Origin of the sequence: Paenibacillus profundus, assembly GCF_021369635.1 — a bacterium.
Taxonomy (GTDB): Bacteria; Bacillota; Bacilli; order Paenibacillales; family Paenibacillaceae; genus Paenibacillus_B; species Paenibacillus_B profundus.
This window is the reverse complement of sequence record NZ_JAJNBZ010000035.1, coordinates 26297-45269: the sequence shown is the minus strand read 5'-3', so window position 1 is coordinate 45269 and position 18973 is coordinate 26297. Positions and strand designations below refer to the sequence as shown.

Genomic DNA, 18973 nt, shown 5'->3' with positions numbered 1-18973 from the left:
CATCCCGTTCAATTGCAGTTTCACTGTTCATTGTCGAGACCGAACATGTCTCCCGCCGGCATCGCAGATAGCATCACTCGTTCAAATAGGTCATAACGCGGTTTTGAATCAATTTACTCACTTCATCCGCCGATTTCTGACCATTCATATAGGATTCAAACTCTTCTTGGACGATGGATTCGATTTTCTTATCGATTGAGAAGCTTGGATGTGCTGCCTCCAGGATGTTCCCCGCATATTCAATTCGTTCATCCAAACGCTTTTCATCTGAAATGGTTGCTTTCAACTTTTGTGCTGCTTCTTGAAGCTTTTTCTTGTTAGCGTCTTTATGGACAGGTATTCCCATTAAGTAATCCGATGACTGCACTTCCTCAGAGATCATGAACTTCAGGAACTCCCAAGCTTCCTTCTGAACGTTCGATTTGCTATTGATACCAAACCTATTGCTGGATTTGTAGCTCCAACCTTGGGGTTGACCGCTAATCGATGGCCTTTGGAACATCTGGCTGTTCGAATCTGCCAAAGTCGTCAATAAAGTTTCTGCTCTGTTACTTAGCGTATAGGTGAACAAACTATTTTTGTTCCTATTCCCGGAACCAACCGAGCCGCGTACTTCGTTCTCCTGGCTCTCCTCATTGGCCTTAATCAGGCCTTCGTCGTACATTGCTTTGATATTTTGCATAAGCGCTCTGAACGCATCTGAATCAAAGTCTGCCTGCTGGTTGCTTAGGACGAACTGCCGATAATTGTCCTCAAGGAAGTAAGTCATGAGCATTTCGGGAGGAATGCCGACAAAAGCGTATAAATCTTCACCTTCCTGGGCCCGCAGCTTCTTGGTGATGTCCTTAAGTTGGTCCCATGTCCAGGTCCCTTCATCGATGGTGACATTTCCTTTCTTCAAAAGCTCGGGATTCCCAACAATCATATCCAGCATAAGAGTGACCGGCATGGAATACAGACCTTCACTGGTTTGCGGCGATTGAAAAATGTTCTGGTAATACTGTTTTTTATCGAACGACGAATCGCTTTCCATGAGTTCATCTAGATTTGCCAATACCTGCTTATCCACCAATTTGTCTTCAGGCAAATTGCTCATGTCAATCAAATCCGCGCCTTTCCCCGACATTGCTTCAGTGAGAACCGATTGAACGTATTTCTCAGTCTCCATTTCAGTCATCATCTTTATCATGCCTTCGCTGCCCAGCGGATTCCCTTTAAGCTCAATATGAATGTCAGGATATAGTTCCTCGAATTTTTGAACCGCCCTTTCCAGAAAAGGGGTCACATACATCACGGAGACGACAACGGTTTTTTTGCCTTCCGCTTCCGCCGCGGGCGAGCCTGTGGCGGGTGCATCGTTTTTCGAAGAGCATGCGGTTAAAGATAAAATTGCGATCATCAGGAGAAGTATCCATTTCTTGTTCAATGTCATCATTCCTTTTTAATGTAGTCGAACACGGTTGCCTTCCTGCAACGGTTCGCTCGTTTCTGCAACAATATCCTCATTGGGGTAAAGACCAGACAGGACAATCGTTTCTTCTTTGGTTTCATCCCCTGTCTTCACATATGCTTTTTGCACAGAGTACGTATTGCCGAGCGGACTTTTCTTTTCGCGAATGACGAATACGTAACTTCCTGTACTATCTTCCTTGATTAACTCTTTGCGCAGGACCAACCCTTGTTGCTTGAACGGCTTGTCGATATGCACACTTGCCTGTTCACCTCCCTTCAGGCCGCTATCTTTCATGGCAACGACAATCGTCTTCTTCGAATCCTCCTGCTTGTCATCCTTAACGCCCAATTCTCCTTGATTACCTTTGTTATCCGGAGCTAAGCCTTCCTTGATCTCCGTGATGGTGCCCTCCACAGTCCGTTGCTTTTCACCTTTCACGTTGACCTTAACAATCTCTCCCGTTTGCAGGAAGGCCGACGAAGTCGCGTCCGTGGTGAAGGAAAGCAAGAATCCTTCGTCAGGATTAGCCAGCGTTAGAACTGTCGATCCAACCGGAACAATCGCCCCTTCTTTTACCTTGATATCCACGATCCTTCCGTTATAAGGAGCCGTTAACTTGTATTTCTTCGCCAAATCGCTCCGCAAGTTATCGATCTTTCGCTGCTGTGCATTCACACTCAACTGCTGTCTTTCAAGTTCGCGCTTCGCTTTGCGCACCGTATCTTCATCGCCTTCTCGCTGCGCGCCGATATATAGTTCTCTTTGCATGTCTACATCCAGCAGCAGTTTCTTGAGCCCATCTTGTTCATCCAGCAATTGCTGTTCTACCGCAGAGTTATCGAACGTAAGCAGCACTTGGCCTTTCTTAACATTGTCGTTTTTGTTGACATGCACTTTGGTCACCTTCGTGCCGGTTTCACTGAGCAAGTCATCTTGTTCCCGGTAGGTGACCGTTCCACTGCCCTCGATGACATGGGATAACGTTTTGGTTACGGCATTCTCCGTGGTCACTTTCGGCAGCATCATCGTTTGGAACGTGTTGCTGAACAAGGTAAGGCCAGCCAATAGTACAAAAAACGCGATAAACAGATAACGCAGCAGGTGGCGGCGTTTTGGTACCATTTTTATTTCCTCCTTGTGCTTATGTGAATGAAAGGTTCAAGGTCGCTACCCTTTTATACCGGAAAGTTGAATTCCTTCAACGAAATATCGTTCCGTATTTAAAAACAGAAGCACCATGGGCGCCATGTAAAGGCAAGAAGCAGCGAAGATAACGCCGAAGGCTTCCTTCTGAAATCTGGAGAGAAATACGGACAATGGTTGAAGCTCCGCATCACGCAGAAAGATGAGCGGCTGTTCGACCATATTCCAGTAGTCGGCGAACAATAGGACAACCAGCGCCGCGATCCCGGGTTTGACCATCGGCAATACGATGGATGCGAAGATGCGCAGATAACTCGCTCCATCTATCTTGGCGGCTTCCATGTAGGCCGAAGGGATCTGCAGCATGAATTGCCTTAGCAAAAACACCCCAAACGCGGCGAATATACCCGGAAGCATGATGGAATAAGGACTGTTCAAGAGCCCCAGACGGTCCACCATCAAATAATTGGGCACGAGCGTCACTTGAAACGGCATCAGCATCGCTATCAGGTAAAGGAAGAACAGCAGGTCCCTGCCTGGAAAACGCAATTTTGCGAAGGCGAAGGCGGCTAATGACGCCACTGCTACCTGACCGATAATAATAGGCACGACCATATACACCGAGTTCCAGAACATGCGTAAATATCCTGAAGTGGCGATCAGCACTTTGAAATATTGCCCCAATGAGACCCAATCCGGGACCAATTTCAAATTGACGAACTCGCTTATATCGGTGTTGCCGAGCATGTCGTAATTCGCATGAATTTCTCGTTCCGTCATGAAAGAATTAACAACCGTCACGATAATCGGGACTAACAACATGAGAGCAATCAACGTTAATAGAATCGTTCGTAAGAGAGACAGGATATATTCTTTTGTTTCCTTTCCCACTTGTTTAACCTCCTAATCCATACTTTGCTCGGCGCACTACTCCATGAAAGAGCGAAACATCCGCTCGGTTCGAAATAGTACGGCAACCAGTACAAGAATACAGATGGCCATCAGCGTCGCTGCCGCGGATAACTTCTGCATGTCCAGCGATAAGAACATATTGTTCATATAGTGCTGCAGCATATAAATCCGGTCTTGCGGATAAGCTCCGGCGATGAGATAGGTCTCCCGGAATACTTTGAATGAATTCAAAACGGACATCAGGATAACCAGGAACATCGTAGGTGTCAAATATACCAGCGTAATGCCGAACAGCTTGCGGGCGGGCCCCGCTCCTTCCAAATCAGCGATCTCGTAATATTGCTCCGGAATGTTCTGCAGCCCGGCCAAAAACAAGACCACATTGTATCCGATGTTCTTCCAGACATAAATCAGAACGATGACGGACCCGGACCATTCTGATTTCATCCAGTCGATGCGGCTTAATCCGACATATTTCAACAGGGCATTCAATACCCCGTTCCAATCGAACATGATCTGCCAAAAGAGGACGATGGACGCCACCGGAACGACCAATGGCAGCACATATGCCGTACGCAGCCAGTTGCGGAAGAATACCCTCTGATTCAACACCATAGCCAGGATGAGAGACAAGACAACGAGGATAGGCACACTGATGGCGGTGAATCGGAATGTGTTAGCTGCCGCCTTCTGAAAGGACAAGCTGGATAGCAATTCGGAGTAGTTGGCAAGCGTCAAGGCAGCCGTAAGACGATCCTGAAAAGAGTACAGTACACTTGTGCCGAACGGAATCAAATAAAAAACGGCAAACCCGGCCAGACTCGGAGCGAGAAAGCAAAAAGCAACTAAAATCTCCTTTAACTTCACATGATGTATGTTCATAAGCTTGTCCTCCATATCGGTAACACCTTCAATCGGTTTGTTCCCGTCTTCTTGAATGCCAATTATATAAGTCCAACATGAAGTTCATGTGAAGCAAGTATGAATGGGGCAAGAAAAAACCCGGAACTAGGTACCGTTCCGGGTTCTTGGGAAACTCATTGTAAACATAACGCCACTGGGCTCATTGGCCAATTTGTACGTCGCATGGTGGGCTTCCAGCACCTTTTGTACAATGTATAAGCCAAGTCCACTGCCTCCTGTCGTACGGCTTCGCGACTTCTCAAGGCGGTAAAATGGTTTAAAAAGATGTGGAAGCTCATCCTCTTCGATACATGCCCCAGTATTCAGCACATCCAGTTGCACGGAATCCTCGGTTTCAAAGAGATGGACGCGTACCTCTTCCCCTTTTCGGGTATAGTTTACCGCATTGCCCACTATATTGGACACAGCCTTGGATAACAAGCGTTCATCAGCCTGCAGCATCACGTTGGCATCCATATCGCTTGCCAGTTTGATATGTTTGGTTTCACAAAAATAATGATAGTTCTCTAATATATTTGTCACAAGAAGAGTAACATTCACGGATCGGATTTGGGGCTTGAACTCATGGCTCTCCAAACTTGAAATGTCAAGAATCTCGTGAACAAGCTTCTCCATGTCTTTCGTAATTTGCTGTGACTGCAGCAAATATTTATCCCGATTGCGATAAGGTCCGATATTATGGATCATTGCTTCCAGTTGACCGGATACTGCGGCAATGGGGGTTTTAAGTTCATGCGAAATCATCGCGACAAATTCACGACGCTCGACTTCCTGCTCCTGCTTTTTTTTGATGTCATCGGTTAACTGTAAATTCGCCTGATGGAGTTCTTCCATCGAGCATTGCAAATTGCGGGACAGTTCATTGAGGGAAGCCGCCAGCTCACCAATTTCGTCATCGGATTGGAAGGAATAGTCGGCGCTAAAATCAAGCTTGGCCATCTTTTTGGCCAATACGTTCAAACCGATCAATGGTCGTGCAATGATCCGGGAATAGACGTAGGCACCGACAAAGGAAAGCAGCAAAATGACGATTAACATATAGGGCAGAAACGTCAATATCACCGTTGCTGCCTCATCAACCGGCTGGAGTGATGCAGTGACAAGCAAACTATACCTTTCACGGTCACCAACAAAAGAAATGGGTATGAATTTACTAAAGATATCATCTCTTTTTGCAGGAGGCATGGTGGATCCCTCTATTTTAGCATTATCGGTAATATTGAGAGAGACAACATTGGGAAAAATGATCTTTTCCTCTTCGTTACTTATCACGACAAAAGCGTTGTACTGGTGTTGAAAATCCTCCATTAATCCCTTTGCCTTCTCAAATTCGCTTTTTTCGATTTGAGTGACTAGCGTATGCACACCGGCTTCCAGCTTCGCTTTTTTGGTATGATAATAATACGGCGGAAGTAAAAAATAGAGAGTGAGATACAGGACCAGAGCGGAAACGGCCAATAAGATTGTCGTGACTACAAATATTTTGAATGTAATGCCCCTACGTCTCAACTGTCGCCACCGTCCATGATGTAACCAATCCCTTTCACCGTTCGGATGTAAGGCAACCCCAGTTTTTTTCGTATATTTTTAATATGTGCATCCACAATTCGAGTATCGCCGTAGAAATCATAACCCCAAATATTATCCAGCAGCATCTCCCTCGTAATAGTTCGACCCACATTCTCTAAAAAATACTGTAAGATAGTGAATTCCTTGACCGTGATGTCAATCAGCGCGTGATCGATATAGGCTTTATAACTGTCGCAATCCAGACGGAGACGAGCACAATGAAGTTCCTTTGGTTTCATCTCCGACCTGGAACGCCGCAGTACCGCCTCGACTCGTTTGACAAGCACATTAAAAGAGAATGGTTTCGAAATGAAATCATCCGCTTCCAATTCAAACGCTTTAAGTTGATCCTTCTCTTCACTTAATGCAGTCATAATGATCACTGGTGTATCATGCTTGTTTCGAATCATTCTGCAGATGGAATAACCGTCCATGTTCGGCAGCATAATGTCCAGCAGGACCAGCTCGAACGTGCCTTGTTGAAATTTTTGGTACCCTTCGCTTCCATCGCTAGCCACCTCTACGTGATAATCCTGGGCCCTAAGAAATTCTTGGATAAGTTCTTGAATATAGATATCATCCTCGATAACGAGAATATTTGCCGACATTTATTTTCACCCCAGTGTATAGTTTAAGTCTCTATCTATATAAGCCTCTACTATACTAAAGGTATGTGAAATTCAGATGAAATTTAGCTGAAGTTGAAATGAAGAAGCTCGGAACATAAAAATAGAAGTCATGCTTTAATGATATGGGGCTGGTTCTGCTTCATTAATAGACCAAAACAAAAGTGCTGCATTCTACTGATGAAACGTATCTATCTACGTTATTTTGCAGTTTCAAAATGTTAAACCATCTCGTATTTCACCGTTCCTTGATACGTTGTGCGATTTCTGCAAGCTGTTGAACTCCAGCACGTATTTGCTCTTCATTCACGAATGAATAGCTCAGTCTGATCCAAGACTGCATCTCATCGAGCGGATCGCAAATTTGGCCAGGAACGAAGGAAATAGATTGTCGAAAGCTCTCGTTTAATAACGTTCTCGCTGGAACCGTATCCGGCAGTTGGAGCCATATATTGAGTCCCCCTTTTGGAGTAATCCATTTCCAGTCGATAGGCGCCAATGCCAATTCCTCCTCCATGATGTCTCTTCTGATTTGTAGCGCAATTCGCAATTTTTCCAAATGTTGCTGCATCCGTTCAGATTGAAAGTAATGCACAAATATTTTTTGAGTGACTAGCGGCGTTCCGTTGTCAGCCAGCGATTTGGCCGTTATCAGAGGTTCTATCACGGACTTGCGGCCAAATACGGCGCATATTCGCAAGCCTGGCGCCACATACTTACTGAAACTTCGGAGATATACAACCCATCCTTCTGTATCGTAAGTGAATAAAGGCTGCGGTGGACGTTCATCAAAGTACATGTCGTGAAACGCATCATCTTCAATTAATAAACAACGATACCGTTCGGCCAACTCTACAAGCTGCTTACGTTGAGTGATCGGTAATGTATACCCCGTTGGATTATGGAAAGTAGGATTCATATAAAAGAACCGTGGTCGATGCTGCTTCATCAACAATTCGACCATGTCCAAATCATAGCCTTCCGGAGAAAAATCCACAGGAATCAATCTGGCGCCCTGCCCTCGGAATACATCAATCGCAGCGCTGTATGTCGGCCGTTCCACCAAAATCGCATCCATTGGTCTTATGAATATTCTAGAAAGCAAGTCGATCGCCTGCTGCGCCCCCGTCGTTATCAACTCCTCGCTTGTATTCAGATGAACCCGGTAATGACGTATGATGTACTGACAGAGGACATCACGCAGCTCTTCATCCCCTTGCGGGGTAGAATAAGTCCCCATCAACTTAGGGTAGATGTCAAAAACCTTCTTCACATACTCAGATAGAAATAGATTTGGCAACAAGTTCGGATCAATCAGTGCTTGGGAAAATTGATAAGCAGCCGTTACCCTGTGAATATCGGACAACTTGCTGTTCAGGTGCACAGCAGAAGATTCGATAGACTCATTTACATCACGCTCGTAGAGGTTAGGTAGCGAATTCTCAGGACTAACATAATAACCAGACTTCTCCTTGACATAGGCTTTTCCGTTCTGTTTCAACAATTGGTAGGCTTTGAACACCGTCAGTCGATTGATGCCCAACTCCAGAGCGAGCAGTCGAATTGAAGGAAGCTTATCATGTACGTTCCAATCTCCGCGCTCAATTCTCGTCATGATGTGATCGTATACTTGTTTAAAAAGCATGCAAGCCGCCCCCTTTTTGCTTATTGTACACCAACCATTTCTAATCTGTTCTATTTGCATTCATCTGTTCTATACCTATCCGTGTATGATCATTCATAAAGGGGGAGAATCATGATTATCTTTAATTATTTACTCGTATGTCTCGTGTTTGGCACTACATTTTTAGCCATTAAGATCGGTGTTGACGCCTCTGCACCGCCGTTTTTATCTTCGGGCATAAGGTTTTTCGTCGCGGGTCTGCTTTTATTCGGATGGATGATATGGAGGAAAAAAGCAAGCTTCTCTCTCCTTCTGCGCAAAGAAATGCTGCTTACAGGAATCGGTCTGACTTTTGGCACCTTTGCACCCTTGTATTGGGGTGAACAATATGTTGCGTCTGGAATCGCAGCGGTATTTTCGGCTACTGCTCCGATTCTGATCCTTTTGCTGCAAATGATCATAATGCGTCAGACACCAAGCCGTCGCTCCTTAATAGGCTGCATCGTCGGATTTATTGGCGTGATCCTTATTATTCTGCCTGCTATTACGTTATCAGCAAGTATGTGGCTGCTCATCGGAAGCCTTGTGATTTTGGTTAGTCAATTGTTCTATTCAGGTGGCGCCATTTATTCAAAACAAGTTACAAAACGTTTCCCGGAGGCATCGCCAATAGCGCTTAACGCCGCTCAGATGATGTATGGAGGAGCACTATTACTCATGCTGTCTGCATGCACAGAACATTGGTACTTTAAGAGCTTACTGTCGGCGGACGTGATCGGCTCAATGCTCTATCTGATTGTCATCGGTTCGATGATTGGGCATAGTCTATTCTATTGGCTAGTCGCCAAGACAACCCCTGTCTTTGCCTCGACCTGGCTGTACGTGTCACCGTTGATTGCTCTCACGATTGGGGTCTTGCTCTACGGGGAAGCTATTACTTGGGTAACAGTGGTCGGAGCAGTTACGATTATCGTTGGTACTGTTCTTGTTAATTATGAAAGCTTAAAGCAACTGTTTCAGAAGCCGCAGAGGGAAATCACACAACTCCAAGAGGCGCACTCCAATTAGGTAAATGATTGAGTGTGCGACAAACAAAGTCAAACAAATAAGACGTTAGAGACCGTAGGTTCAACCCTCGCCTTCTAACGTCTTGATTTTCATCTTTATTGGTGGTTGTCTCCAGGCACGGGATAATATATCTTTTGCTTGATGAAGGCATTGGATATCGTCGACTGTCAGCTTTGATTTGACTTGTTGCCTTTTCTCAAATGAATCCGTTGAAGATGCCCTACATTGCATTTAGGAAGATGTCTATCCACTTGGTAAAGACTCGTGCTAAGAATGGGGGCAATCACAGCGGAGATACCTTGAACCGATCCCACAAGACCCGCGATGCCTCCCTGCTGCTCGCGAGAAACGGCAAGCGACGAACCCGCCAGAAGCAGTTGTTTGGGCTGCCATTTTTGTTTCTTCATTTGAATCCCTTGTGTAATGATCATTGCAACTCCAGTAAGCATTAACCCCATCGAGAGCATGCGGGCGGTTTCCTGAGTAGTCAACGATAATGCCCTGCTACCTTGAAACGGATTGTTCTTACGAAAAAAACGGATTTTGACTTTGTCTTGCATACTGTATTACTCGAACGAAATCTCCATATATTGACTTGGACTATTCGATTTGAGAAGATATAATGTACATTACGCTTAAATCGTAAACTATTAACCCTCCTATAAAACTTTCAAAGGAATTATAAAAAAAGTGATGACCTATAATCGAATTGCAATAATGAAGCCCCCGTTTCCCTAGCTAAGCTTATATTGTTCGGAGTCATATAAGCTTGTAGGAGGGCGAAAATAAAGTGAAAAAAAAGGTAGTACCATCTTTGCTGTTAATGATCGTGCTTGTGGCCTTTCCGCAAATCAGCGAGACCATTTACACACCTTCATTACCTGATATTTCAATGGCGCTTGGTGTCTCAAATAGTTCTGTACAGTTAACATTGAGCATTTACTTTATCGGTTTTGCTTTGGGTGTTTTCTGCTGGGGATGGTTATCCGATTATACTGGGCGGAGACCAGCTATGCTGGGAGGTCTCGTTTTATACGGACTTGGTAGTTTAATGTGCTATTTCTCAGCATCTATTGAATTCCTTTTGTTAAGCCGTTTTGTTCAAGCATTTGGTGCCGCGACAGGTTCAATCATTACACAAACGATTCTGCGAGAAAGTGTATCAGGCAATCAACGGCATGCTATGTTTGCACAAATATCTGCTGTAATCGCATTTACTCCCGCAATCGGGCCGCTCATTGGCGGCTGGGTTGATCAAGCTCTTGGCTTCAGGGCTGTTTTCTTTACACTTGTTATCCTGAGTGTAATATTGTTTGTCTATGCTCTATTAAAGTTGCCGGAAACAGCAGATGTTACGAAGAGAAAAAAGGTTGCCATTGCATCGACTGCAAAGAAAATGCTGTTGTCACCACGTGTAATCGTCTTCGGAACATTGATTGGCGGAATAAATGGGGTTATTTTCAGTTACTATGCCGAAGCCCCATTTTTATTTATTGAGCACTTTCATGTTTCACCAGGGGTTTATGGTTTCTTTGGCATCATTGTGGCTCTAGCATCGATTGTTGGTGCAATGTTCTCCAAAAAATTATTGACCATTTATGCACCTGAGAAGATCATTCATATTGGTCTTCTAGTGATGTCTGCTGGAGCGTTGGTTCTTACAGTTGCAAGTGCGTTTGACACAATGCCGAAGATCATGGCCATTGCTAGTATTTTATTTACCATGTTTATTATGCTTATGGGAGCAGGCATCGCATTACCTAACTGTTTAAGTCTTTCACTCGCCGGTTTTCACGATGTTGTTGGAACCGCTGGGGCGATATTTAGCTTAGGTTATTACTTGTTGGTTAGCTTAATGACATGGGGAATGAGTGTTCTTCACAATGGTTCACTGATGACGATGCCAGTATATTTCCTTGTCATAAGTTGTGGAATGTGGCTTCTTGGTAAGAATTTTATTAAAACTGAATAACTTGTTTTGAGAAGTAACTTATACAAGGAGAATTAAAACGGGGCTTTAGAAATAACAAAAAAGCAGCATTTATCATAGTGCTGCTTTTTTGCATGAAGATAAATCTTGTAAGGAATTCCTTAACTCTGTATTCATGCCTTCGAGCAATTTGTATAAATTTGAAGATAATATGCGTATCAATCCGATCCGAACCCCGGGAGTTGTAGCTTTGACCTCCATTACCGAACCAATCAGTCTCGACCAATTCTTCCATCTTTGGCTGTTCGCTAAAGCAAGCGCCTCAACAGTAAAGCCACCTATACGCATGGATACGTGCTGGGGCACCTGATTGTTCCGCGGGCATAACAGAAACTCTATTTTCTGTAATTGATATAATTATCTTTGTACCAATGAGGTATGGTTGTTTGAAAATAATCGTAATCCTTAAATGTATGTACACAACGTTGTTGCATATTCTTTACTTCATCTTTATCTTCAAATTATTCTGCCCAATTGATTAAGCTTAGTGCTGAATGTGCTAAATTGCCGACATGAAAATCTCCGTGCTTATATACTGGCGGCAAAGGGTTTATTTTATGAATATGATTCCGCACGTAATCTATTGCAAAGCTATCATTTTCTACACGAACAGAACTGCTTTCGTACTTTTCTAATTTACGGAGTTTATGTTCTTTCTAACCCTCCTTAATTTCTTTAATGATATGCCAACTTTGAAACTCCGGTATATCTTTTAAGTCTATGTTCATTTTGTGCCCCTGGTATAATATAGATATTTTATTTATTGTTTTTATCATGCAAACTTCATAACGATCTCGATTCACAAATCACTTACTCATATTATTTCATTCATCATTCTATTTCACAACACAATAAAATGCCGAATATCCCTACGTGTAAGGAATTCGGCATTTGTATGACATTTAATATGATCATGGGTTTTACGGCATTTCTCTGGCGAGACTCCTACCGGTAAATTTCTACATATTCATGCAGAAAAGCGTCTAGCGTCCGGGGCTCTCTGCCAAGCAAACACTTCACAGTGTCCGTAGGCTTCTCTGGAATCGCTATGGACATGGCTTGAATTTCCACGACGTGATTCGCGAGCCAGGACGGCATGTGTCGATGTTCGATTAGATCGCGACGCTGCGCTTTAAGGTCCATGTTGATGTAGCGGATCGGCCGATCCAGCAAGGCAGACAGTTTATCTGCAATCTGCGGATAGCTGATAACTTCCGAGCCGGTAAGCGTGTATACTTGGCCTGCCTTCTCACGGTTAGTCAGAACCTCTGCGGCGACATCTGCGATATCTCGGCAATCGATAAAGTTACATGCCGCATCGCCCATTGAGCCGTAGAAAACATCTTGGGCTACGATCGTCTCTGAAAAGCGTAGTAAGTTTTGCATGAATGCATATGGGCGCAGCACAGTATGAGTGAGTCCAGATTCGTGCAGGGCGCTCTCGATTTCGTGATGCCATCTCGCTACTTCCACCGGAGCGCTTCGCTCAAAGGCCGGACTGGATATCTTCACTATATGCTCAATTCCGGCTTCGGCGGCAGTACGAATAATCGAAGTCTCCAACTCGATCTGTCTCGGACTGTTGGACATTGCAAGAAAGAGCTGGCTGGCTCCTATAAAAGCTCGGCGCAACGATTCCGGGGCGGAGGCGTCAGCCGACGCGACTTCGATAGTCGACTGGCCTAATTCACCAATTTGATAACGCAACTTCTCAGGCTCTCTGCTCAGCGCTCGGGCGGGCACACCAAGATCAGCCAATCGTGTTAACAACGCACTTCCAATCGTACCTGTTGCTCCAATAATAACAATCATTTTCTATTCTCTCCTTGTGATAAATCATTTTTTTTGACGGAATTATGCCACCGCCATGTTATGATAGTGCTTACAATCGTTGCAGATAACGGAAAATCGAACCATACCCGATTGAACCAGGCCAAGTGATCGTTCGGCCAAACAACGCCGAGCAAACACAATGTGACCCACGCGGAGAGTACGCCTAACGAAGCCCCCGCCAGCACGAACAGCCCCACCACGACGAAGCGATCTGCACTGATAATCCATCGTTTATGTACCCCTCGTCTCCGCAACCAAAGGCCAAGCATACAAGCGGCCAGGGCCGACGTTCCCCCGATCGTGGTCAGCGCTGCGATTTGAAGTCCCCTATCGCCGGTCACCAAGCCCCCGATGCCTGCCATCGTAGCGGGGGCGACATAGGCCATTACCACTTCACGCCATAGTACAAAAAGCTTAGAATCGCAACCAGCAGCCTTGGTGTCATTAACATCTTCTGTCTTACTCGTGAATTCCATCTTGTTCACTGCTTCACTCTCATCCCTTCCTCTTTGTGATGGTTAAATTAGAAATATAGTTAGGTTCCTAACTATATGAGAGTAAAAATGAGCTAGCTTAACTAGCCCATTTTACTCTTTCCTGATGTGTTCCTTTACTTTTCCCGGTTCGTCCGTAAGCGCTGAGATACCTTGGGTTACTCTGCCCAACAGGTCAAGAAATACGCTTCGTTCCTCGACACTAAGTAAGCCAACCATGGCTTCTAGCCTCGCGAAGTGCTCAGGAGCCATATCACGAAGCTTCCTCGCTCCTTGCTCCGTCAGAACGACTGATCTCTGACGGCCATCTGTTGCACTAGTTCGACGGGATACGAGACCATCTCGCTCAAGGATGTCGATAAGACCAGTCACTGTAGCACGTGTAACCCCTAGGTGCTCAGCCAATTGCGAGGGCAACTCTTCTCCTTCGTTATCCTCAAGGTCAGCCAGTAAACGATAACGACCTGTCGACAGACCGAATCTGGAGAAATGAATCTCCGAGGCATGTCCAAGCTTGGAGCCTGCTTCCATCAGCCTGGCTGCGACGAGCACAGCCTGTGCGTCAACGTCTAAGTTATAGCGTTCAATCTGGCGCTTAGATTGTATAAGCGAGGGAGCAGCATCATTGGCATTTGAAATGATATTTTTATTGGCCATATATATAATATGGTGCCTAACTATTTTTTTGTCAATATATTTTTGATCTCATAACATCATTACGACGCAAATCCAATCCAACCACTCGCAATCGTTGCTAGTAGCCAATATCACTTCGGTCAATTCTTATACAAACGCTATTTTGCGCTGCTTCTTCTGAGCTTGTTCACGAATTCAACGTGCAAAGTATTATCTGACGAACACTAGAATAACCCCTCTTGCATCAACCGTTGGACAGATGAAAGGAGCAAAGGTAATAAGATGTTGTTAAAGATTCTAAAGAAAGACTTTTTCAATAAAAAGAATAACTTGTTTACTACATCAAGGCCATAGTACGGTTAGTGCCCTAATGTCTTTGATGGGTGCTTCCAAAATTAAGTTTGTTATCGATCCTGTTCAAGCTTACATTCTTTGCCCGCATACATTAATGATTATTGTGACGATCACAACATTAATGAGTATTGTATCCATAAAGAAATCCAGTATTGCTTAAATGAACAACATGTACTTAAAAATGTGAGTTTGCAAATTAAAAAGGGGGAATTTGTTTCGGTTATGCGTCCATCCGGTTCTGGCAAATCGACATTGCTCTATAACATTAGCGGCATGGATAGTATGGCCCCAGGAAGTGTTATTTTTAACGAACAAGAGATAGCTGCTCTTTCCGAAAAGGGGTTGTCCAGATTACGATTGAATAAAATGGGGTTTATTTTTCAGCAAATATTGCGGAACTTGCAGATATCAACCAGTCAGGAACGACGATTCTATTAGTAACACATGACGTCAAAGTCGCATCAAAAACGAAGCGTGTTCTTTTTATGTTGGATGGCAGTATTGTTGTCGAACAAAGGCTTGGAAAATATAGAAAAGAAAACAATGATAGTAAAGCGAGAGAAGAAAAACTTTCAAGATGGTTAATAAAGATGGGTTTCTGAGCATTTTACATAAAGTGAGACATCTCATTTCCACCTTCTCCTTAGCTGACGTTATTTCTCTTTTCTCATTATTTGAGTTTACTAAAGTTTCGAAGCGGCTCCCCATATCTCACTAATACATGCCACAACAGTTTCAATTCCTGAAGTACTTCCTTATAGGTTCCGCGATCACTCCAGCACACTGGATCGCGCTTCAAGTCCATTGCAGCAGCTCCAATCATGCTCACATCGATCATATTGTTTCGTGCGATACGTTGGGCCAAGGAAGGCATCGATGGACCTCTAAAGTCCGCGGGAACTTCATCTGCCAACAAAGCAAAACCCATATGCCAATAGAGATCAATTGAATATTGCAAGCATAGCTTCTCCATAATTCTTCCTGCATGAGTGCCCTTGAATGAAGGATCAGCAACTAGTACTTCCACGTCTTCTTTCAGAGAAATATCACCATGAATCTGGGCTTCAATATAGTGGTTAAGATTGCGATTGGGCTCCTTGCTTGAACGATCTGAGAACGGTCTTTCTAGATTCACCAGCATATGATCAATTAATTTACGCGGCGTCAGATTCTTTTCCCCAATCGCGAAATCTCTCGTGAAAGCATCCTTCATGAGAGCCGCTAAAATATCATCAAACTCCTCATAAGTCCCCTTCTCTATTGGGTCTTGATGCGAATCCAAATAAGTGTATGTGCAACGATGCGAGACCTCAGGATATAAGAGGAAATAACACGATCCAAATCGTGGGGCTGGTCCATCTGGATGCAGCATAAAATTCAGTGCCCCATACTTGGGGCGCTCACTATTAGTTGTGCCCTCGAGTTGATATGCTCCTTCAAACATCCTTTTCTCCCAAAGGTCGCGTTCACCACCAGAATAAGCCGATACACTCCCATTGGATAACAACGTCTCAAACTGGCTCTTATAGATACCCTGCTCCAACAGTGCCTCAGCAACGCTTTTCATAGTCGGATCGGGTCTATCTGGATGAAAATGCAGGGCAACCCTTGTGTGCGACTTTAGCTTGTTGACGGCATCTTCAAATGTGTGCTGAGCAATATTAGACATGTGAAGAATGTCCTTAATTGCTTGCTGAGCTTCATTTTTTCGGTTTCTAGCGTACTTTGTAATATAATCTAAAGCCGATAATTGTGAGCTTGTTAGTTTCGCGGACATAAGAGCCACTCCTTTCATACCAAAATCAAATGTTCTTTCCTTTCCTCGCACCAAGACTTGAGTTCAGTGCGGTGAACAAAGAAGGCCGCCGAAATGCTTCGACGGCCTATTGTTGTTCTATTCCATTAGATTATCCCACAACGTCATGAATAAATTTTTCCAATGCGGTGACATCCGTCATGTTCTTGTTGCAGGTGTCGCTGTTCACGCACATATAGTTGCCGATCGCCTTATAGTAATCAGGCGAAGCGTTAGCCGGTTTCCATTTCGTGATCGCCGTAAATAACGCAACCTCTTCATGCCGATTGCACAAAAAGCATATGCTTTTCTTGTTCGCCGGGGTATATCTTCCTTCGACGCCGACGAGCTGCCCGTTCAGCTGATAAACAAGGAACATTCTATTCGTTCCGATGTCGGTCCAGCCAAGATAAGTGACATAGCGGTAATCGATAGCGGCTAAACCAGGAATCTTGAGCTTTTTGTTTTTGGGGAATAGCTTTTTAAGCTGCTTATCCGTCACTTGCGCAAATTCCATCAAATAAGGCTCCAACGAAAGCAAATATTGATGGAATTCTCCTGACGTATTAAACGTCGAGATCTTCTCCAACGTTTGCTTTTCAAGCTCCATCGCTTCCGGGAACGCTTCTATAATTTTGCATTGTGCGCTATATTTTACCGATTCCACCACTTTCGGATCGGAAACGGTGTTGCAGGCATGCTGCAGCAGACCCGCCTGCTTCTTAATCAAGTTATATTGATGGTTTCTAATAAATGGTTTGACCATTGCTTTTCAGCCCCTTATTTGTTATGAAAGGAAAATAAGGTGCAAAGCCCATTATTAGAAACGATATAAGCTCTTTCGGGCGACAATATCAATGATAAATGTCCAGCCCCATGCAAAGTATCGCCCCAATATTAGGCTTTGCATGAGTCGTTGCTGATTCCGGCAAAGTGAATTGCCATCTCCTGCCACCTCCCTTTTACTGATCATTATAAAATAAATCCAACCTTTGCTGCAACTTCCCACGACGATTCAGATCAAGTAGATTAGGGCGCAAGCATACCTAGCCGTCTGTTTTCAAAAAGTTTCTATGCATCTAACAAAATGTTATTTCTAACTATCAGTACCTTTATTGGACTCAGAAGCTGTTGACCGGAGGGAACGCTTTAGTTGGACAAAAAAACCCCTGATTTCTCCTTGAGAGTAGTAAAATCAGGGGTTTTTATTCCGTATTTGTTGTAAACCGCATGGCAATCCACTTGAATTTTGATTGCTCGGTCTACTGCTCGGGGGTATCCCCCTTCTTCTTTACATTACCACCTAGCTGCCCATGCTTCTATTTCGACTTTGAGAGAAGGAACTGCCAATGAAGGGATGTAAGACATCGTCATCGAAGGCGCTATACCACCATGAAACTTCTCCCATACTTCATTAAAGTAATCCCAATCCACTTCTTCCGTAGCCCAAATATTAATTTTAATGATGTCATCTGCAGATACAGATTCAGCATTAAAAATACGTAATATGTTCTGAAGCGTGTTATTTATTTGCTCGTTCATATCCGACGGCAAATCTCCATTCATGTCTGTACCAACTTGTCCAGAAAGAACTAACAACTCTGCTCCTTTGGGAACAGTTGTGAGATGAGTGTATGATCCGATAGGAGGGGCAACCGTCTTCGGATTTTTACGTTGGACTTTTTTAACCTCAATGCCCCTTGTTTCGTCGTTTACAATGGCTAATGTCTGATGGTCTTCCCAATGCCCATTAATTTTCACATTTTTCTTTGCTATGCCTTCTTTATGGAAACCGGATTTTAACAGAACCTTTATTGAGCCAGTGTTATGTGGCATTACCCCAGCTTCTATACGGTGAAATTTTAATTCCTGAAAGGCGTATTTTACAACGAGCTTTACAGCTTCAGTCATGTAGCCTTTCCCATTGTGGTCTTTATCCAGGAAGTAGCCGATCCAACAGCTTTGCAGGTTATCTCGTACCACTTCGGAAAGAATGACCTCACCAATTACTTGTCCTGATTTTTGTAAATAAATCAAGAATACATAACCTTTGTCTTCTTTTTTTAATTCCACGGCACTTTTAATTCTGTCTACTTGTCCTTGATACGTATAAAATGATTCCTCTCTTGAACCAGTGAATAGTTGAAAAAAATCTTTATTCTTCACTTCAATTTTTAATAGTGAATCAGCATCAGATTCCTCAACTAGTTTTACATAAATGTTTTCCGCGTTTAATTGCATTTTATCCTTCTCCTTTTTTTTACATTAAAAAACACCACAGGAATCCTGCGGTGTACACAATAAAATATGTAACCACAGGGAAGCGACCTGTGGCGTTTTTTCCACTGTATCCTAGTAAGATCACTCTAAACTAAAGGATAAGAGTCGCTAACATCCAATTTTGGACATACTTCTCCCGTGATTAGCATGATCAAAGAAAACAGCAGTAGAGTACCCAATACCCTTAGATAAAGATTCCAATGATCTTTTCTTCATTTTGGATACTCCCCCTTCACCATTTCCTAAGTTTAAAATACAAGTGTGTTATTAGT

15 protein-coding genes and 2 pseudogenes are annotated in these 18973 nt (G+C 43.8%); 3 read left to right on the top strand and 14 right to left on the bottom strand.

The genetic code is table 11. The features are described from left to right. Positions 1–73: 73 nt before the first annotated feature. The 7 genes from LQV63_RS26355 to LQV63_RS26325 all read right to left on the bottom strand — a co-directional run bounded on the left by LQV63_RS26355 (position 74) and on the right by LQV63_RS26325 (position 8272). On the bottom strand, positions 74–1426 hold the full coding sequence (locus LQV63_RS26355; RefSeq protein WP_233698908.1) for an ABC transporter substrate-binding protein: 1353 nt from the start codon (positions 1424–1426) through the stop codon (positions 74–76). A gap of 15 nt (positions 1427–1441) precedes the next feature. Continuing rightward, positions 1442–2575, bottom strand: coding sequence for an efflux RND transporter periplasmic adaptor subunit (locus LQV63_RS26350; RefSeq protein WP_233698907.1), 1134 nt, complete (start codon positions 2573–2575; stop codon positions 1442–1444). Positions 2576–2620: 45 nt separating this feature from the next. Then, positions 2621–3418 carry a carbohydrate ABC transporter permease gene (locus LQV63_RS26345; protein WP_233698918.1) on the bottom strand — a complete coding sequence of 266 codons (798 nt, stop codon included), beginning with the start codon at positions 3416–3418 and terminating at the stop codon, positions 2621–2623. A gap of 105 nt (positions 3419–3523) precedes the next feature. Next, complete coding sequence (locus LQV63_RS26340) at positions 3524–4390, bottom strand: carbohydrate ABC transporter permease (RefSeq protein WP_233698906.1); 867 nt, start codon at positions 4388–4390, stop codon at positions 3524–3526. A gap of 126 nt (positions 4391–4516) precedes the next feature. Beyond that, the gene (locus LQV63_RS26335) at positions 4517–5941 is read right to left on the bottom strand and encodes a sensor histidine kinase (RefSeq protein ID WP_233698905.1); all 1425 of its coding nucleotides are present in this window, start codon (positions 5939–5941) and stop codon (positions 4517–4519) included. Then, positions 5938–6609 carry a response regulator transcription factor gene (locus tag LQV63_RS26330; RefSeq protein ID WP_233698904.1) on the bottom strand — a complete coding sequence of 224 codons (672 nt, stop codon included), beginning with the start codon at positions 6607–6609 and terminating at the stop codon, positions 5938–5940. The genes LQV63_RS26335 and LQV63_RS26330 overlap by 4 nt, the downstream gene beginning before the upstream one ends. A gap of 256 nt (positions 6610–6865) precedes the next feature. Further along, on the bottom strand, positions 6866–8272 hold the full coding sequence (locus LQV63_RS26325) for an aminotransferase-like domain-containing protein (protein ID WP_233698903.1): 1407 nt from the start codon (positions 8270–8272) through the stop codon (positions 6866–6868). A 111-nt stretch (positions 8273–8383) separates the two neighbouring features. On the opposite strand from LQV63_RS26325, the gene LQV63_RS26320 reads away from it, so the two are divergent. Beyond that, a complete protein-coding gene (locus LQV63_RS26320; RefSeq protein ID WP_233698902.1) occupies positions 8384–9319 on the top strand; it encodes a DMT family transporter in 936 nt (311 codons plus the stop codon). A gap of 167 nt (positions 9320–9486) precedes the next feature. Here LQV63_RS26320 and LQV63_RS26315 read toward each other — a convergent pair. Next, positions 9487–9816: pseudogene (locus LQV63_RS26315) on the bottom strand (hypothetical protein); the annotation flags it as partial. Between the two features lie 293 nt (positions 9817–10109). Between LQV63_RS26315 and LQV63_RS26310 the strand changes: the two are divergent. Continuing rightward, the gene (locus tag LQV63_RS26310) at positions 10110–11291 is read left to right on the top strand and encodes a multidrug effflux MFS transporter (RefSeq protein ID WP_233698901.1); all 1182 of its coding nucleotides are present in this window, start codon (positions 10110–10112) and stop codon (positions 11289–11291) included. 963 nt (positions 11292–12254) lie between these two features. On the opposite strand, the gene LQV63_RS26305 is transcribed toward LQV63_RS26310, so the two are convergent. The 3 genes from LQV63_RS26305 to LQV63_RS26295 form a co-directional block, all read right to left on the bottom strand. Next, positions 12255–13121, bottom strand: a complete 867-nt coding sequence (locus LQV63_RS26305; RefSeq protein WP_233698900.1) for an NmrA family NAD(P)-binding protein — start codon at positions 13119–13121, stop codon at positions 12255–12257. Further along, positions 13118–13618 (bottom strand): hypothetical protein, encoded by a 501-nt coding sequence (locus tag LQV63_RS26300; protein ID WP_233698899.1) that lies wholly within the window; start codon positions 13616–13618, stop codon positions 13118–13120. The genes LQV63_RS26305 and LQV63_RS26300 overlap by 4 nt, the downstream gene beginning before the upstream one ends. A 111-nt stretch (positions 13619–13729) precedes the next feature. After that, positions 13730–14293, bottom strand: coding sequence for a MarR family winged helix-turn-helix transcriptional regulator (locus tag LQV63_RS26295; protein WP_233698898.1), 564 nt, complete (start codon positions 14291–14293; stop codon positions 13730–13732). A 450-nt stretch (positions 14294–14743) separates the two neighbouring features. On the opposite strand from LQV63_RS26295, the pseudogene LQV63_RS26290 reads away from it, so the two are divergent. Further along, positions 14744–15228 (top strand): annotated as a pseudogene (locus tag LQV63_RS26290) (ATP-binding cassette domain-containing protein). 68 nt (positions 15229–15296) lie between these two features. Here LQV63_RS26290 and LQV63_RS26285 read toward each other — a convergent pair. From LQV63_RS26285 to LQV63_RS26275, 3 genes are all read right to left on the bottom strand, one after another. Continuing rightward, positions 15297–16403 carry a DUF3626 domain-containing protein gene (locus tag LQV63_RS26285; protein WP_233698897.1) on the bottom strand — a complete coding sequence of 369 codons (1107 nt, stop codon included), beginning with the start codon at positions 16401–16403 and terminating at the stop codon, positions 15297–15299. A 130-nt stretch (positions 16404–16533) separates the two neighbouring features. Continuing rightward, complete coding sequence (locus tag LQV63_RS26280; RefSeq protein WP_233698896.1) at positions 16534–17187, bottom strand: FusB/FusC family EF-G-binding protein; 654 nt, start codon at positions 17185–17187, stop codon at positions 16534–16536. Positions 17188–17717: 530 nt separating this feature from the next. Then, positions 17718–18662: a GNAT family N-acetyltransferase gene (locus LQV63_RS26275; protein ID WP_233698895.1), complete on the bottom strand. Its 945-nt coding sequence runs from the start codon at positions 18660–18662 to the stop codon at positions 17718–17720. Positions 18663–18973: the final 311 nt, after the last annotated feature.

Coding starts and splice junctions, on each gene's coding strand:
- LQV63_RS26320 (WP_233698902.1), top strand. CDS start 8,384: ATGATTATCTTTAATTATTTACTCGTATGTCTCGTGTTTGGCACTACA.
- LQV63_RS26330 (WP_233698904.1), bottom strand. CDS start 6,609: ATGTCGGCAAATATTCTCGTTATCGAGGATGATATCTATATTCAAGAA.
- LQV63_RS26280 (WP_233698896.1), bottom strand. CDS start 17,187: ATGGTCAAACCATTTATTAGAAACCATCAATATAACTTGATTAAGAAG.
- LQV63_RS26325 (WP_233698903.1), bottom strand. CDS start 8,272: ATGCTTTTTAAACAAGTATACGATCACATCATGACGAGAATTGAGCGC.
- LQV63_RS26295 (WP_233698898.1), bottom strand. CDS start 14,293: ATGGCCAATAAAAATATCATTTCAAATGCCAATGATGCTGCTCCCTCG.
- LQV63_RS26275 (WP_233698895.1), bottom strand. CDS start 18,662: ATGCAATTAAACGCGGAAAACATTTATGTAAAACTAGTTGAGGAATCT.
- LQV63_RS26300 (WP_233698899.1), bottom strand. CDS start 13,618: ATGGAATTCACGAGTAAGACAGAAGATGTTAATGACACCAAGGCTGCT.
- LQV63_RS26350 (WP_233698907.1), bottom strand. CDS start 2,575: ATGGTACCAAAACGCCGCCACCTGCTGCGTTATCTGTTTATCGCGTTT.
- LQV63_RS26305 (WP_233698900.1), bottom strand. CDS start 13,121: ATGATTGTTATTATTGGAGCAACAGGTACGATTGGAAGTGCGTTGTTA.
- LQV63_RS26340 (WP_233698906.1), bottom strand. CDS start 4,390: ATGAACATACATCATGTGAAGTTAAAGGAGATTTTAGTTGCTTTTTGC.
- LQV63_RS26285 (WP_233698897.1), bottom strand. CDS start 16,403: ATGTCCGCGAAACTAACAAGCTCACAATTATCGGCTTTAGATTATATT.
- LQV63_RS26345 (WP_233698918.1), bottom strand. CDS start 3,418: ATGTTGTTAGTCCCGATTATCGTGACGGTTGTTAATTCTTTCATGACG.